General features: G+C 70.3%; 15 protein-coding genes and 1 pseudogene. 9 read left to right on the top strand and 7 right to left on the bottom strand.

Annotation, left to right across the window (positions count from 1 at the left end; genetic code table 11):
- Positions 1 to 55 precede the first annotated feature (55 nt).
- Together ACFTE1_RS20920 and ACFTE1_RS20915 are read left to right on the top strand one after the other, a co-directional pair.
- Complete coding sequence (locus tag ACFTE1_RS20920) at positions 56 to 589, top strand: hypothetical protein (RefSeq protein WP_380617757.1); 534 nt, start codon at positions 56 to 58, stop codon at positions 587 to 589.
- Complete coding sequence (locus tag ACFTE1_RS20915) at positions 586 to 1632, top strand: PrsW family intramembrane metalloprotease (RefSeq protein WP_380617758.1); 1047 nt, start codon at positions 586 to 588, stop codon at positions 1630 to 1632. Before ACFTE1_RS20920 ends, ACFTE1_RS20915 begins: the two co-directional genes overlap by 4 nt.
- Here ACFTE1_RS20915 and ACFTE1_RS20910 read toward each other — a convergent pair.
- Positions 1617 to 2981: a cystathionine beta-synthase gene (locus ACFTE1_RS20910; RefSeq protein WP_380617759.1), complete on the bottom strand. Its 1365-nt coding sequence runs from the start codon at positions 2979 to 2981 to the stop codon at positions 1617 to 1619. The genes ACFTE1_RS20915 and ACFTE1_RS20910 overlap by 16 nt on opposite strands.
- Positions 2982 to 3223: 242 nt before the next feature.
- On the opposite strand from ACFTE1_RS20910, the gene ACFTE1_RS20905 reads away from it, so the two are divergent.
- From ACFTE1_RS20905 to ACFTE1_RS20895, 3 genes and pseudogenes are all read left to right on the top strand, one after another.
- Positions 3224 to 3814, top strand: a complete 591-nt coding sequence (locus ACFTE1_RS20905; protein WP_380617760.1) for a hypothetical protein — start codon at positions 3224 to 3226, stop codon at positions 3812 to 3814.
- Between the two features lie 212 nt (positions 3815 to 4026).
- The gene (gndA, locus tag ACFTE1_RS20900; protein WP_380617903.1) at positions 4027 to 5433 is read left to right on the top strand and encodes an NADP-dependent phosphogluconate dehydrogenase; all 1407 of its coding nucleotides are present in this window, start codon (positions 4027 to 4029) and stop codon (positions 5431 to 5433) included.
- Between the two features lie 108 nt (positions 5434 to 5541).
- Positions 5542 to 5883, top strand: a pseudogene (locus tag ACFTE1_RS20895) (DUF4259 domain-containing protein); the annotation flags it as partial.
- A gap of 66 nt (positions 5884 to 5949) precedes the next feature.
- Here the strand turns inward: ACFTE1_RS20895 and ACFTE1_RS20890 are convergent.
- Positions 5950 to 6468 carry a hypothetical protein gene (locus ACFTE1_RS20890; protein WP_380617909.1) on the bottom strand — a complete coding sequence of 173 codons (519 nt, stop codon included), beginning with the start codon at positions 6466 to 6468 and terminating at the stop codon, positions 5950 to 5952.
- Positions 6469 to 6788: 320 nt separating this feature from the next.
- Here ACFTE1_RS20890 and ACFTE1_RS20885 point away from each other — a divergent pair, with 320 nt between their 5' ends.
- From ACFTE1_RS20885 to ACFTE1_RS20870, 4 genes are all read left to right on the top strand, one after another.
- Positions 6789 to 7379 carry a GNAT family N-acetyltransferase gene (locus ACFTE1_RS20885; RefSeq protein WP_380617761.1) on the top strand — a complete coding sequence of 197 codons (591 nt, stop codon included), beginning with the start codon at positions 6789 to 6791 and terminating at the stop codon, positions 7377 to 7379.
- Between the two features lie 59 nt (positions 7380 to 7438).
- A complete protein-coding gene (locus tag ACFTE1_RS20880; RefSeq protein ID WP_380617762.1) occupies positions 7439 to 8470 on the top strand; it encodes a hypothetical protein in 1032 nt (343 codons plus the stop codon).
- Positions 8471 to 8545: 75 nt separating this feature from the next.
- The gene (locus ACFTE1_RS20875; protein WP_380617763.1) at positions 8546 to 9121 is read left to right on the top strand and encodes a hypothetical protein; all 576 of its coding nucleotides are present in this window, start codon (positions 8546 to 8548) and stop codon (positions 9119 to 9121) included.
- Between the two features lie 57 nt (positions 9122 to 9178).
- Positions 9179 to 9562, top strand: a complete 384-nt coding sequence (locus ACFTE1_RS20870; RefSeq protein WP_380617764.1) for a VOC family protein — start codon at positions 9179 to 9181, stop codon at positions 9560 to 9562.
- Between the two features lie 51 nt (positions 9563 to 9613).
- Here the strand turns inward: ACFTE1_RS20870 and tsaD are convergent, their stop codons facing one another.
- The 5 genes from tsaD to ACFTE1_RS20845 are packed head-to-tail and all read right to left on the bottom strand — an operon-like array spanning position 9614 to position 13438.
- A complete protein-coding gene (gene tsaD, locus ACFTE1_RS20865) occupies positions 9614 to 10657 on the bottom strand; it encodes a tRNA (adenosine(37)-N6)-threonylcarbamoyltransferase complex transferase subunit TsaD (protein WP_380617765.1) in 1044 nt (347 codons plus the stop codon).
- 31 nt (positions 10658 to 10688) lie between these two features.
- Positions 10689 to 11132: a ribosomal protein S18-alanine N-acetyltransferase gene (gene rimI, locus ACFTE1_RS20860; RefSeq protein WP_380617766.1), complete on the bottom strand. Its 444-nt coding sequence runs from the start codon at positions 11130 to 11132 to the stop codon at positions 10689 to 10691.
- A 2-nt stretch (positions 11133 to 11134) separates the two neighbouring features.
- Positions 11135 to 11782, bottom strand: a complete 648-nt coding sequence (gene tsaB, locus ACFTE1_RS20855) for a tRNA (adenosine(37)-N6)-threonylcarbamoyltransferase complex dimerization subunit type 1 TsaB (protein ID WP_380617767.1) — start codon at positions 11780 to 11782, stop codon at positions 11135 to 11137.
- Positions 11776 to 12246 (bottom strand): tRNA (adenosine(37)-N6)-threonylcarbamoyltransferase complex ATPase subunit type 1 TsaE, encoded by a 471-nt coding sequence (tsaE, locus tag ACFTE1_RS20850; RefSeq protein WP_380617768.1) that lies wholly within the window; start codon positions 12244 to 12246, stop codon positions 11776 to 11778. Before tsaE ends, tsaB begins: the two co-directional genes overlap by 7 nt.
- Positions 12221 to 13438: an alpha/beta fold hydrolase gene (locus ACFTE1_RS20845; RefSeq protein WP_380617769.1), complete on the bottom strand. Its 1218-nt coding sequence runs from the start codon at positions 13436 to 13438 to the stop codon at positions 12221 to 12223. Before ACFTE1_RS20845 ends, tsaE begins: the two co-directional genes overlap by 26 nt.
- Positions 13439 to 13450 lie beyond the last annotated feature (12 nt).

The raw sequence follows: 13450 nt of genomic DNA, 5'->3' as shown, positions 1-13450 counted from the left end.
ACCGAAACGCCCCAACCACGTGATGCCGGGCCGAATTTTGTGGACACTGGAAGGCGTGGCACGCCTCCGCTCCATGACCGTCTCCGCCGCCGTCGCCGCGGTCGTGCTGCTCTTCGCCCTCGGAATCCCCCTCTTCAACAAGGCCGTCAACCCCTCCCGCGACATCTCTGGGCAACTCTTCGAACTGGGGTCGGTCTCTTTCATCGCGCCGCATGGCGCCCTCTTGCGCCCCGGCCAGTTCCGGCCCGAGGCGGGCCAGATCGAGCTGACCGTCGGCACGGCGGACGTCGTCATCTCCACCGCCGGACCCTACGATTACAGCGCGGACTACCTGGCAAGCCAACTGGAACGGCTCATGGAAGCGCGCCCGAGCGTCCGCATGACCGAAGAGCGGGCGTGCGTCGCCGCGAACGGCCTGGCGGGAGAGGGCAGCAACTTCGTGACCGAGAACGGGACCGGATTCGTGTGCGCCTTCGTCGCCGACCGGGTCCGCTCGGAGGTGACCGTCTCGGCCGTCACCCTCGACAACCAGACCGCCCAGCGGATCGACCAGCTTCTGTCCACACTGACAGTGAAAGGCGGACTGTGACGCCCGAACCCACCTCTCCGGCGCCGACGGCGGAGAACCCGCCTTCCGACGAGCCCGCGCCACCTAGCGCGACGGCCCCCTTGAGGCCCGATCCGGGCTCCCCCGCCCAGTGGACCTTCCTGACCCTGGTCGTGGCGTCGACGATCCTGCTGCTGTACTCCCTCCTTCCCGCGGCGCTGGCCTACCCGCTCGCGGGCAGCACCGCGATCGGGCTGTTCGCCCTCTTCGCCGTCCCCCTGTGGATCTTCCGCCGGAGGATCGCCGACCGCGTCGGCGTCGGCCCCGCAGCGCTGACGGCCGCCCTCCTCTGGGGAGGGACCGTGGCGGTCATGACGAGCCTGTACGGATCGGGGGCGGTGCGGGGCCTTCTGGCCGCGTCGGTGGACTCGGCCTGGGCGGAGAAGTGGGCCCCGGTGATGGGCGCGCCCGTCGTGGAGGAGACGGTCAAGGCTGCGGGCGTGGTCCTGGTGGCCGCCACCGCCTGGCAGCAGCTGCGGTCGCCCCTGGACGGCCTGTTGATCGGGGCGTTCTGCGGGGCGGGGTTCCAGATCGTCGAGGGCTACGCCTACGCGATGTCGACGGTGGTGCTGCACCGGGCGGGCGACGAGGTCCAACCGGTCGTCTCCGTGTTCATCGTGCGGGGCCTCCTCGCCGGGCTGTGGTCGCACGCGGTGTTCACCGCGATCGCCGGAGCCGGGATCGTCTACGCGATGCTGGAGAGGACGGCCCGCTCTCGGGTCACGGCCCTGGCAGCCTGCGCCTTCGCGGTGGCCTGCCATACTCTGTGGAACTCGCCGCTGCTGCGCGACGGCCTGGGCCTCGGCACGTGGGGAATCCTCGGAGGCGTACTGCTCAAAGGACTCCCCGCCGTCATCGTCGCGGTGTGGCTGACCAAGCGCCTCTTGCGGACGGGGCCGCGGACCGCCGCGGCCGCGGCGTTACCGGAGAGCGGAAGGCCGCTGCGAGAAGCAAAACCGCCCGCAGCAGGGCGGCCCCGCACGGGACCGCCGACCGCCCCGGAGTCCGCTCAGTTCTCGACGTAGTCGAGGAGGTCCTGGCGCGTCAGGATTCCGACCGGCTTCCCCTCGGCGTGGACGAACAGGGCGTCGTGATTCTGGAACACCTCGACGGCGTGGGCCACGGAGTCGCCCGCGCCGATGGTCTCCAGCGGAGCGCCCATGAGCCGCTCCACCGTGTCGTGCAGCGTGGCCTCCCCGCGGAAGAGCCGGTCCATCAGCTCGCGCTCCGCCACGGCCCCGGCCACCTCGCCGGAGGTGACCGGCGGTTCGGCCTTGAGCACCGGCAACTGGCTGACGCCGTACTCGCGCATGATGTCGATGGCCTCGCGCACGGTGTCGGTGGGGTGCAGGTGGACGAGCTCGGGGAGGTCCGGGCGCTTGCGCTCCAGGACGGCGCCCACGGTCATGTCCTGCTCCCCGGCCGTCATGAAGCCGTAGGTCGTCATCCAGTCGTCGGAGAAGATCTTGGAGAGGTAGCCCCGGCCGCCGTCCGGCAGGAGCACCACGACCACGTCGTCGGGCTCGGCCCGGCGGGCGACGGTCAGCGCCGCGACGACGGCCATGCCGGCGGAGCCGCCGACGAGCAGGCCCTCCTCGCGGGCCAAGCGCCGGGTCATCTCGAAGGCCTCGGCGTCGGTGACCTCGACGATCTCGTCGGGAAGGCCCTTGTCGTAGTTGTCCGGCCAGAAGTCCTCCCCCACGCCCTCGACGAGGTAGGGGCGGCCTGTCCCTCCGGAGTAGACGGACCCCTCCGGGTCGGCGCCGATGACGCGGACCCGCTCGGACTTCTCCTTGAGGTACTGGCCGGTCCCGCTGATGGTCCCGCCGGTGCCGATGCCGGCGACGAAGTGCGTGATCCGCCCGTCGGTCTGGTCCCACAGCTCGGGGCCGGTGGAGCGGTAGTGACTGGCGGGGTTGTCCGGGTTGGAGTACTGGTCGGGCTTCCAGGCGCCCTCGATCTCCTCCACCAGACGGTCGGAGACCAGGTAGTAGGACCGCGGGTCGTCGGGAGCGACGGCCGTGGGGCACACGACGACCTCGGCGCCGTAGGCGGCCAGGACGTTGCGCTTGTCCTCGGAGACCTTGTCGGGGCATACGAAGACGCAGCGGTAGCCGCGCTGCTGGGCGACCATGGCCAGTCCGACGCCGGTGTTGCCGCTCGTGGGCTCGACGATGGTGCCGCCGGGGCGGAGCGCTCCGGAGGCCTCGGCGGCGTCGATCATGGCGGAGGCGATACGGTCCTTGACCGAGCCGCCGGGATTGAGGTACTCGACCTTGGCGAGCACGGTGGCCTCGATGCCCTCGGCGACCGAGTTCAACTTGACCAGCGGCGTGTTCCCGATCAGATCCAGAACCGACTCAACGTATCTCATGGGTACAGACTAGGCCATGGGAGCGGTAGAGCGGCATATTGGAGGAGCGATTCCACCGATTCGAAGGGGAAGGCGCGGCGGAGCGGGCCCTCCCATCGACCGCCGGCGACGATGACTTTGTGCGCCATGGCGTCTCCTACATAGTTCATACAGCGAATCGATATGCTCATAAGACGAACCATATAAATTCCTCACACGAAGGATCGAGGACGGAGTCGCACCTCGCTGAGTAGTATGGCCTCATGGAACTCCTCCTCGCCGCGATCCTCGACAAGCTCGCCGAACGCAGGCACCGGAAACGACAGGCCGAAGTGCGGAGATCCGCCCGATCCCTCGGATTCCGGTACGCCGGGAACCCTTCGCGAGGCGAAGGGCCAGAGGGCGAGGACCTCGAAAAGGCGGTCGCGGGCATGCTCTTCCAGGAGGACGCCGAGATCAGAACCCTCCTCTACCAGGATGGAGAGCGCCGCACCGTCTTCTGCGAGGCGGGCTTCCCCGTCCCGGGAATCGAGTTCGCCCCCGAGGAGGGCCGCGAGTGGTACCAGGTGTACGCCGTCAAGCTCGACCGGGACGGCACCGCCTTCCACAACCCCACCGGATCGGCCCTGCCCACCGCCTTCCGCGGCGCGAACCTCGTCGAGGACGCGGGCGTCCGGGACCGCCTGGCGGGCCGAGAGCCTCCCCACGACGACCTCGGTTGGACCTTCGACCGCGGCTGGCTGACCGTCTACCAGCCCGGCGAACTGCGCCTCGAACACGAGTCGGAGGGCCACTACCGGCGCTTCATCGCCGACTCGCGGGAGGTCGCCGCGGCGATCGCCGACGTCCTGTGAGCGCGGAATGCCCCGCTCAGAAGGCCTCAACGAGTCCACAGCGTGAGACCCGCGACGCGGACGACCGCTAGGGGCCCTGTTGGCCGTATGCTGGAGGCCCACGGCGGACCCTTCGGCCAACGGAGCCCGGAACCGACCGCCCAACCGAGCGACCGCCTCACAGGGAGGATCGACCATTGAGTGACAAGAAAGCCGACATCGGCGTAATCGGCATGGCCGTCATGGGCTCCAACCTCGCCCGGAACTTCGCGCACCACGGGTACACGGTGGCGGTGTACAACCGCAGCCCGCAGCGCACCCGCGACATGATCGCCGACCACGGCTCCGAAGGGGACTTCCTCCCCGCCGAAAGCCTGGCGGACTTCGTCGCCTCCCTGGAGCGCCCCCGCAAGGCCATGCTCATGGTCCAGGCGGGCAAGGGCACCGACGCGGTCATCGCGGAGCTCGTCCCGCTCCTCGAAGAGGGCGACATGATCATCGACGGCGGCAACGCGCACTTCGCCGACACCATGCGCCGCGAGGCCTCCGTGCGCGAGCACGGCATCCACTTCGTGGGCACCGGCGTCTCCGGCGGCGAGGAGGGCGCGCTCAAGGGACCGTCCATCATGCCCGGAGGCTCGGCCGAGTCCTACGAGAGCCTCGGCCCGATCCTCGAGGCCGTCTCCGCCAAGGCGCCCGACGGCACGCCCTGCTGCGCGCACCTCGGCCCCGACGGCGCCGGACACTTCGTCAAGATGGTGCACAACGGCATCGAGTACTCCGACATGCAGCTCATCGGCGAGGCCTACGACCTGCTGCGCCGCGGATCGGCCATGCGTCCCGCCGAGATCGCCGACGTCTTCACCGACTGGAACGCCGGAGAGCTCGAGTCCTACCTCATCGAGATCACCGCCGAGGTCCTCGGCCACACCGACGCCGAGACCGGTCGACCGTTCGTCGACGTCGTCGTGGACCAGGCCGGGCAGAAGGGCACCGGGCGTTGGACCGTCCAGACCGCCCTCGACCTGGGCGTCCCGGTCACCGGCATCGCGGAGGCCACTTTCGCCCGCGCCCTCTCCAGCGGCACCGTCCAGCGCGAGGGGCTCAAGGGCCTGCTGGACGGGCCGAACGCCGAGACCACAGCGACTCCGAAGGAGTTCGCCTCCGACGTCAGGAAGGCCCTCTACGCCTCCAAGATCGTCGCCTACGCGCAGGGCTTCGACGAGATCCGCGCCGCCTCGGCCGAGTACGGCTGGGACATCGACCTCGGACTGCCCTCGGCTCTGTGGCGCTCCGGCTGCATCATCCGCGCCGGCTTCCTCGACGACATCACGAAGGTCTGGCGCTCCAACCCGAACCTGCCGAGCCTGCTGGCCGCGCCCGAGTTCGCCAAGATCGTCAACGAGGCCGGACCGGCCTGGCGCCGCGTCGTCGCCTTCGCCGCCTCGGCCGGCATCCCCGTGCCCGGCTTCTCCTCGGCGCTGGCCTACTTCGACAGCCTCCGCTCCAGCCGACTGCCCGCCGCCCTGATCCAGGGCCAGCGGGACTTCTTCGGCGCGCACACCTATAAGCGCACCGACAAGGACGGCGTCTACCACACCGACTGGAGCGGCGACCGCTCCGAAGAGAAGATGTCCTAGAACGAGTACGGAGGCGGGCGCCCGGTCGGATGACGGGGCGCCCGTTCTCCGTTCGCCTGTCGGTCACCGCCGGTACCCTCGTCCGGTCACCGACGAAAGGACGAGGTCATGGGAGCTTGGGGCTCGGGAGTGTTCGAGAACGACGGAGCGCTGGACGGGCTGGACGGACTGCGCGCCCACAGCCGGGAGGAGGCCGAGGACCATGTGCGCGAGACCTTCGGTACCGTCCTGGGCGAGGATTACGTCGACTCCTATGAGGCCCAGTCCGCCGTGGCGATAGCCGCCGTCCTCGCCGCACGGCACCGCCCGGAGATCGTGGACGCCGCGATCGAGCAGGCCTCCAAGGGAATCACCGTGACCGCCACCCCGGAGCTGAGGAGCATGGCGCGCGGGGCGATCGAGCGCGTCCAGAACCCGGCCGACAACGAGTGGTTCGATCTGTGGGACGAGACGGGCGAGGGCGTCGGCGAGGAGCTGGCCCGCTCCCTGGACCGGTACCGCGAAGCGTTGGCCGACTTACCGGGAGAGGCCGGCCAGCGGCTGGTCGACCTTGGAGAAGTAGCCGTCCTCGTCGGGCTCGGTCGCGACGTCGTAGGAGTAGAGGCTGCCCTCTCCGGCCTCCCCGGTGAGCACCAGGTCGTCCATGGGCGCGGGGTCGCCGGGCCGGACCGCGTCGATCTGCACCCACTCCCCCATGTCGGTCTCGTCGCAGTCGTCCGGCGGCACCGTGGCCTCGCCCCTGTCGATCTCGTCGAAGGGGTACTCGCCGCACAACCGCCACAGCGCTTCCCGCGTCTCGCCTGAGAGCAGGTCCTTCTCGCGGTCGTAGTCGCCGCCGATGACGACCGTGTAGTCCTCCTGGAACTGGATGACCGTGTCCTTGCCGTTGATCCACGTCCCGACCAGCTCCTCCACGGAGATCGGCTTCGTGGGCGGCGAGGCGTGGGCCGCGGCGCTGTTGAGGCCGCCGCATCCCGCGGCGAGCAGCACCATGGAGGAGGCGGTCACCGGCACCAGAGTGAAACGGACAGGCATGCCCTCGAGCCTAGCGCGTGCCGGTCCGTTCTTGTCGACCGCCGTCCGTGAAGAACCGGCGAAGGGAAGGGAACATCTCCCCGCCGATCGCGGAGGCGTTCTCTCGGGGCGGGCGGCTGTTCACGCGCAACGGAAATCGGATTGACCACCGTCGAATCGGTACCTACGCTGGCGCCATGGCATGGACTGGCGACGCGGACGGCGTCAAGTGGAAGAACGCCTCGGCGAACGGTGAGGCGCGTGCGTTCCGGCGCCCGGACGGCAAGGTCTACCTCCGCTGAGAGGCCGACGACGCCGACGTCCCCGACCTGCTGCGCGCGGTGGCGGAGCGCTACGGCGCCCCACTGCGCACGGTGGCCCCGGACGACCACCGGCGGCTGCGCTCCCTGACCGGCCTCGGCTTCGCCTTCGACAGGAAGGACGTCGACTGGAGGATCCCGACCGGCGGGCACCGGGGCGGAGAGGCCGACTGGACGCTGAAGCGCAGCGACGAGGTGGACCTCGACCGCCTGCGCGAGTGGGACGACGAGATGCGCCAGTACGTTCCCGGAACGCGGGGCTGGCGCTGGGACCCGGCGGAGTTCGCCGAGGAGCTCGCCGACAGCCCTCCGTACGACCCGGCGCTCTACCTGCTCGCCTTCGACCCCGACGGAGAGTTCGCCGGCATGGGGCGGACCTGGCTGAACCGCGACGGCGCGCGGATAGGCTTCGTCGGCGCCCGACCCCGGTTCCGTTCGCGAGGGCTCGGAGGGCACCTGGCCCGGCGCATGCTCGCGGAACTGGACGACAGAGGCCATACCTCCGCGTACTTCAATATCGACAGCGCGAACGCCGCGTCCACCGCCATGGCGGAGAAGATGGGCGCCACCGCCGTGGGCGCGACGTACGAACTGGTCTGGTTCGCCGACTGAGGGACCGGTTCGGCACCAGGCATTGACACAGTGGAGTCCCCTGGTACAGAATCCGAATCATGAAGAACGCCAACGTATCCACGGGAACACGACACACCTTCGGGCGTCGCGGTCTGCTTGCCGGCCTGGGCCTGGGAACCGCCGCCTCCCTCCTCGCGCCCTCCGTTTCCCGAGCCGCGGAGGGCGGCATGCCCTCCGTCATCGAGGGCACCTCGCACGAACTGCACCCCGAGGGGATCGCGTGGGACCCGCTGAGGAACCGCTTCATCCTCGGCTCCGTCCGCCACGGCAAGCTGGTGTCGGTCGACCGGTGCGGCACCGTCCGCCCCTTCGCCGACGACGGCGTCATGGTCTCGACCGTCGGCGTCCGCGTCGACCCGGCCAGGCAACGGGTCTACACGCCGTTCCAGGACGTCGGCGTGGGAACGCGCTCCACCCCTGAGACGACGGGGAAGCAGTCGGGCCTGGGGGTCTTCGACCTCTACACCGGTTCGCTGATCCACCGCGTCGACCTCTCCGCGGTGCCCGGCGGGTCCGACGGGCCGCACGGGGCCAACGACGCGGCCCACGACCCGTTCGGGAACGCCTACGTCACCGACCTCGCCGCCGGAGAGGTCTACCGGGTCGACCGGTTCGGCCGCCCCGAGCTCCTGATCGCCGACCCCGACCGGCTCGGCGCCGACGGCGCGGGCCCCAACGGGATCGTATACCACCCCGACGGATACCTGCTCGTCGTCAGCTACCGCACCGGACGGCTGTGGCGCCTGGACCCGGCCGCGCCGGGGCTCATGACCGAAGTGGAGCTGGAGGCGCCCGCCGCCGGGAGCGACGGCATGGCGTGGACGGCGGACGGCGGCCTGGCGGTGGTCTGCAACGACCTCGACGCGCCCGGAACGCCCTCGGTCGTCGTGTATCGGTCCGGCGACGGCTGGTACTCGGCGGCCGCAGAGTCCGTCCGCCCGTGGCCCGAGGAGAGCCCGACGACGGCGGTGACCACGCACTGGGGCACCTATGTCGTCGAAGGCCGGCTCGCGGGCCTGCTGGACGGCAGCGGACGCCTCTCCGACGAGTTCACGATCAGGCGCCTCTAGCCGCATTCGAAGGGGGACGGGCAGAGCAACGGTACATTTGTGAATGTACGCGTCCCCCTACAGAAAGGACACCCCATGGAAAACGGCAGCTCCACGTTCAAGAAGGCCGCCGCGATCACCGCCGTCACCGCGGGCCTGGCCGCCGGCGCCGGCGCGGCCCTGTGGCTCGCGAAGGGACGTCCCGGCGTCCGCCGCCCCGTCGAGGACATCGAGAACGGCGTCGCCTACTCCGTCCCGCAGTGGTGGAAGGACGTCGACCCGGCCGACCTGTCCGAGGGCTACACCTCCGCGGCCCGGTCCAAGAAGGACGGCGAGTCCGGCGCCGCCGTGTTCGCCTTCGGCGGCGACTCCATCGAGGGAGGGCTGGAGGAGACCACGACCGAGACCGCCATGGCCCGGGCCGAGTACTTCCGCCCCTTCGCCGAGACGACCGTCCTCGAGTCGGAGCCCTTCGGCGAGAACGGCCACCGCGTGGCCTGGGAGTCGGTCTCCGAGGAGGGCCGGACCTACGGAGTCCTGGTACAGCTTCGGACCGAGAAGCGTCCGGCGTTCGTGCTCGGCATGGCACACGACGGCGGCAGGTTGGCGAGGAAACTCGTCGACGCCACCGTCGCCACCGCGGCCCTGACCGAGGAGACGGTCGAGGACTAGCGTCCCGACGGTTCAGGCCGGTAGCGCAAACGGCGGAGGACTGGGAGACCGGAGCACATGCCTACGACCCTGCAGAATGTGGCCATCGACTGCGCGGACCCCTATGGGCTGGCGCTGTTCTGGAGCAAGGTGACAGACCGGCCGCTGCACCCCGCGTGCCAACCGGACGCCCCGGAGGCGCAGGTACTGCTGGCGGAGGGCCCGGTCCTGCACTTCAACCGGGTCGCCGAGCCCAAGACGGACAAGAACCGCCTGCACGTCTGCCTGTGCCCGGAGACGCCGCGCGACGAGGAAGTGGAGCGGCTCCTGGGCATCGGGGCCGCCTTCGTCGCCGACCACCGGAACCCCGACGGCACCGGCTGGGCCGTACTAGCCGACCCCGAGGGCAACGAGTTCTGCGTGCTCCGCAGCGCCGCCGAGCGGGAGGCGACCGAGTCCTGAGCACCGGCTCGGCGCCTCCGAACGGGCGGCCGCCGAGTCCCGGGGCGGGCCTCAGTCCCCGATGAGAATCGTGTCGACCGACAGGGAGGAGTCGGTCGGGAAGCGCAGCTCGCTCGCGGGCAGGCCGGCGCTCACCAGGTGCGACCCCAGTGCGGCTACCATGGCGCCGTTGTCGGTGCACAGGCGCATGCGCGGGTAGCGCAGGTTCAGGTCGGCCTCCGCGGTCCGCTCGTGCAGCAGCTCGCGCAGGCGGGAGTTCGCCGCGACACCGCCGCCGAGGAGAATGGTGTCGATGTCCATCTCCTGCGCGGCGAGCACGGCCTTCTTCGTCAGCACGTCGCAGACGGCCTCCTGGAAGGAGGCGGCGACGTCGTTGACGGGGATCTCGGATCCCTCACGGGCCTCGATCCAGCGGGCCACGGCCGTCTTGAGGCCGGAGAAGGAGAAGTCGTAGCGGTGCTTCTTCATGTCCTTGGCCTGGGTGAGGCCGCGCGGGAAGCGGATGGCCTCGCGGTCGCCCTCCTTGGCGGCCTTGTCGATGACGGGCCCGCCGGGGTAGGGCAGCCCGACGATGCGGGCGACCTTGTCGAAGGCCTCTCCCGCCGCGTCGTCCAGGGTCTCGCCTACATAGGAGGTCTTGAGGGCGAGGTCGTCGACGCGGATGATATTGGAGTGGCCGCCCGAGACGAGCAGCCCGATCGCCGAGCCCTCCAGCGGTCCGTTCTCGAGGGTGTCGACGGCGATGTGCGAGGAGAGGTGGTTGACGCCGTAGAGCGGGACGCCGGTGGCGGCGGACAGGGCCTTGGCGGCCCCGACGCCGACCATGAGGGCTCCCGCGAGGCCGGGACCGGCGGTGACGGCGATCGCGTCCAGTTCGGACAGGCTCACGTCGGCCTTCTCCAGCGCCCTCTGAACGGTGGGGATCATGGCCTCGAGGTGCGCGCGCGAGGCGACCTCGGGCACGACGCCGCCGTAGCGGGCCTGTTCCTCGACGGAACTGGCGACCTCGTCGGCCAGCAGTTCGTGGCCGCGGACGATACCGACTCCGGTCTCGTCGCACGAGCTCTCGATTCCCATGATCAGTGGGCCACTCATCGTTCTTCCCCTCGCGAATACGGGATTGGGTTCACAGGTCCAGGCGCATGACCGCGGCGTCGGTGCGTGTCGCCTGGTAGTAGTTGCGCCGCACGGCGATCCCCTCGAAACCGTAGGCGGCATAGAGGCGCTGTGCGGGTCCGTTGTCCACCGCGACCTCCAGGAGCACCGCCTTGCGGCCGCCGGCGACGGCCTCGGCGAGCATGTCGTCCAGCAGCGTGCGTCCGATACCCAGGCGGCGGGACTCGGCCGAGACGGCGATGTTGTTGATCCAGGCCTCTTCCGCGCCCTCGGGCAGCGCCAGCCCAGCGTATCCGACCAGTCGTCCCTCGTGCCAGGCCGCGCGGTAGCGCACCCCGGCGGCGAGCTCGGACCAGAAGGACACGGCGCTCCACGCCTCGACCCCGAAGATCTCCTTCTCCATGTCGACGACGGCGGGAATGTCCCACCAGCGGAAGCGCTCCAGCCGGGCCACGCCTACCTCTTCTGCTCGGACAGCAGTTTGGCGTCGGGGCGGCGGAGGTAGAGCGGCGTCATCTGCTCCGTCGGGGCCCCGGAGAGGATCCGCTCGGAGGCGGCCTCGGCCAGTGCGGCCGTCACGGGGTAGGCGGTGTCGGCGACGACGGGCAGCCCGATCTGGTCGGCGTAGAGCTCGGCCCCCTCTCCGGCGGCCTGCACGGCCTTCAGCTCCGGCAGGTCGGCGGGCTTGGCGACGTCGGGGTCGCCGACGCGCCGGCCGTCGCGGTACTCGGCCCAGTAGACCTCCTTGCGGCGGGCGTCGGCCGCGACCAGGGTGTCGCCGCTCGTCATACGGCCGATGCCGTCGAGCGAGCAGACGCCGTAGACGGGAATACCCCGCGCGAAGGCGGTGGCGGCGGCGGTGACCATCCCTACGCGCAGGCCGGTGAACGGCCCCGGTCCGACTCCGGCCACGACCGCTTCGAGGTCGGCCGGTTCCCGGCCGGCCTCCGCCAGGGCCTCCTGGACCATGGGGGTCAGGTTCTCGACGTGCCCGTGCCTGTCGACCAGGCGCTTCTCCGCGATCGTCGCCACGCCGGAGGCGGTGACGTCCACCAGTGCGGCCTGGACGGCGCTCGTGGAGGTGTCGATGACGAGGGTCAGCATGCGGCTCCTACGGGAAGACGGGACAGTCGCTCCGCCCAGTCTCCCCCACGGGCGATCAGTTCGACGTCCCGGCTGTCGTCGCTGTTGCGCGCCAGCGTGATCTCCAGGTGAGACTCGCCGAGGTGCTCGGCGAGGCCGGCGCCCCACTCCACGACGGTGACCGAGCGGGCCACGTCGGTGTCGAGGTCCAGGTCGTCCAGCTCGTCGAGGCCGCCGAGGCGGTAGGCGTCGACGTGGATGAGCGGCAGTCCGGCCGCTCCGGGCCGGTGGCTGCGCGCGATGATGAAAGTCGGGCTGGTGATGCGGCCGGAGACGTCGAGCCCCTCGCCGATGCCCTGGGTGAGGGCGGTCTTCCCGGCCCCGAGCGGGCCGGTGAGGATGATGAGGTCGCCGGCCTGGAGCAGCCCGGCGAGCCGTTTGCCGAATTCGTGGGTATCCTCAGCTGTCGTCGTTGTCAGCCTCACTGTTCTTCACCTCTGTCGTCTGTTCTGCGCGGCGCGGCGAGCGCCTGCGGTGCGTGGCGAACGGGCTCCACCAGCGCCGGTGGGAGCGTTTCAGGTCTTCGGGAGCGGGCGGTTCGGACTCGCCGTCGCCCTCCACCGATTTGTAGATTATCTCCAATAGTTTTTGTGAGATCTCCCAGGGTCGCTCCAATTGAGGATTGTGCCGTGCCGAGACCACGGCGACCTGGGCGTCGGGAAGGGCCCTGGCGATCTCCTTCGATCGGTCCAGAGGCGTGAGAGCGTCCTGGTCCCCGGCTGCGACGAGCACGTCGCGGTCCTTGAAGGCGGCCAGCCGGGACCGTCCGTCGAACTCGAGGATAGCGCGCACATAGCCGACCACCGTCTGTATCGGGGTCTCCCGGTTCATCCTTTCGATCAAGGTCACAAGAGAGGGCGAGGGGTGCGGCTCCGCGAAGGCCTGTTTGCGCGAGATCAGCCACACCGAGTCGCCGACCAGGCGCCGGGCCCGCTCCACCAGCTGCGGCGTCCACTGGCTGACGCGCTGCATCATCGGCAGGACCGTGCGGCGGACGCGCTGGACGGTGCGCATCGGCTTCGTGTCCACGCCGGCCAGCGGCGAGGCCGACGTGCAGAGGAGGACGGCGCCGTCGACCCGCTCCCACAGCTCGGGGAAGTCCGCGCTGAACTGCTGGACGGCCATGCCGCCCATGGAGTGGCCCACCAGGACGAGGCGCCCGGCGGGGGCGAGCGCCTCGATGACGTCGGCGAGCGTGGCGGCCAGGTCCCCGATGCCGTACTCGATGCGAGGGAGGGCGCCGGACAGGCCGTGTCCGGGCTGGTCGTAGAAGACGCCCTGCACGGCCAGGCCGTCGGCCAGCTCCCGGGCGAGCGCCTGGCGCTGGAAGTAGTAGGTCGAGGAGTTCTGGATGTACCCGTGGAGGAAGACGACCGTGACCGGAGCGTCCTCCTTGCCTATCGTCTCGACGTGGACGGAGGTTCCGTCGCGGTTCTTGACGCTGCGGATCATGTCCGTCGGCGGCATCTCGAACGGTTCGCCCGCGTAGGGGTCGTCGGGCGCGGCCTTGGCGCGTCGGGCCAAGTACTTCGGCACCGCCACTCCGGTGGCGACTCCGGCGGCCACGCCCCCTAGGACGGCGCCGGCGATTGCGGTCTTCTTCTTCCAGGAGGCCACGGCGGTTCCCTC

Source organism: Salininema proteolyticum (genome assembly GCF_042685645.1).
Lineage (GTDB): Bacteria > Actinomycetota > Actinomycetes > Mycobacteriales > Micromonosporaceae > Salininema > Salininema proteolyticum.
The sequence above is the reverse complement of the archived record's forward strand: the minus strand, read 5'-3'. Positions and strand labels throughout refer to the sequence as shown.

Excerpts from the sequence above, each read along its gene's own strand:
- ACFTE1_RS20880 (WP_380617762.1), top strand. The coding sequence starts at position 7,439 with ATGAAGAACGCCAACGTATCCACGGGAACACGACACACCTTCGGGCGT.
- ACFTE1_RS20870 (WP_380617764.1), top strand. The coding sequence starts at position 9,179 with ATGCCTACGACCCTGCAGAATGTGGCCATCGACTGCGCGGACCCCTAT.
- ACFTE1_RS20910 (WP_380617759.1), bottom strand. The coding sequence starts at position 2,981 with ATGAGATACGTTGAGTCGGTTCTGGATCTGATCGGGAACACGCCGCTG.
- ACFTE1_RS20875 (WP_380617763.1), top strand. The coding sequence starts at position 8,546 with ATGGAAAACGGCAGCTCCACGTTCAAGAAGGCCGCCGCGATCACCGCC.
- gndA (WP_380617903.1), top strand. The coding sequence starts at position 4,027 with ATGGCCGTCATGGGCTCCAACCTCGCCCGGAACTTCGCGCACCACGGG.
- tsaD (WP_380617765.1), bottom strand. The coding sequence starts at position 10,657 with ATGAGTGGCCCACTGATCATGGGAATCGAGAGCTCGTGCGACGAGACC.
- tsaB (WP_380617767.1), bottom strand. The coding sequence starts at position 11,782 with ATGCTGACCCTCGTCATCGACACCTCCACGAGCGCCGTCCAGGCCGCA.
- ACFTE1_RS20905 (WP_380617760.1), top strand. The coding sequence starts at position 3,224 with ATGGAACTCCTCCTCGCCGCGATCCTCGACAAGCTCGCCGAACGCAGG.
- ACFTE1_RS20890 (WP_380617909.1), bottom strand. The coding sequence starts at position 6,468 with ATGCCTGTCCGTTTCACTCTGGTGCCGGTGACCGCCTCCTCCATGGTG.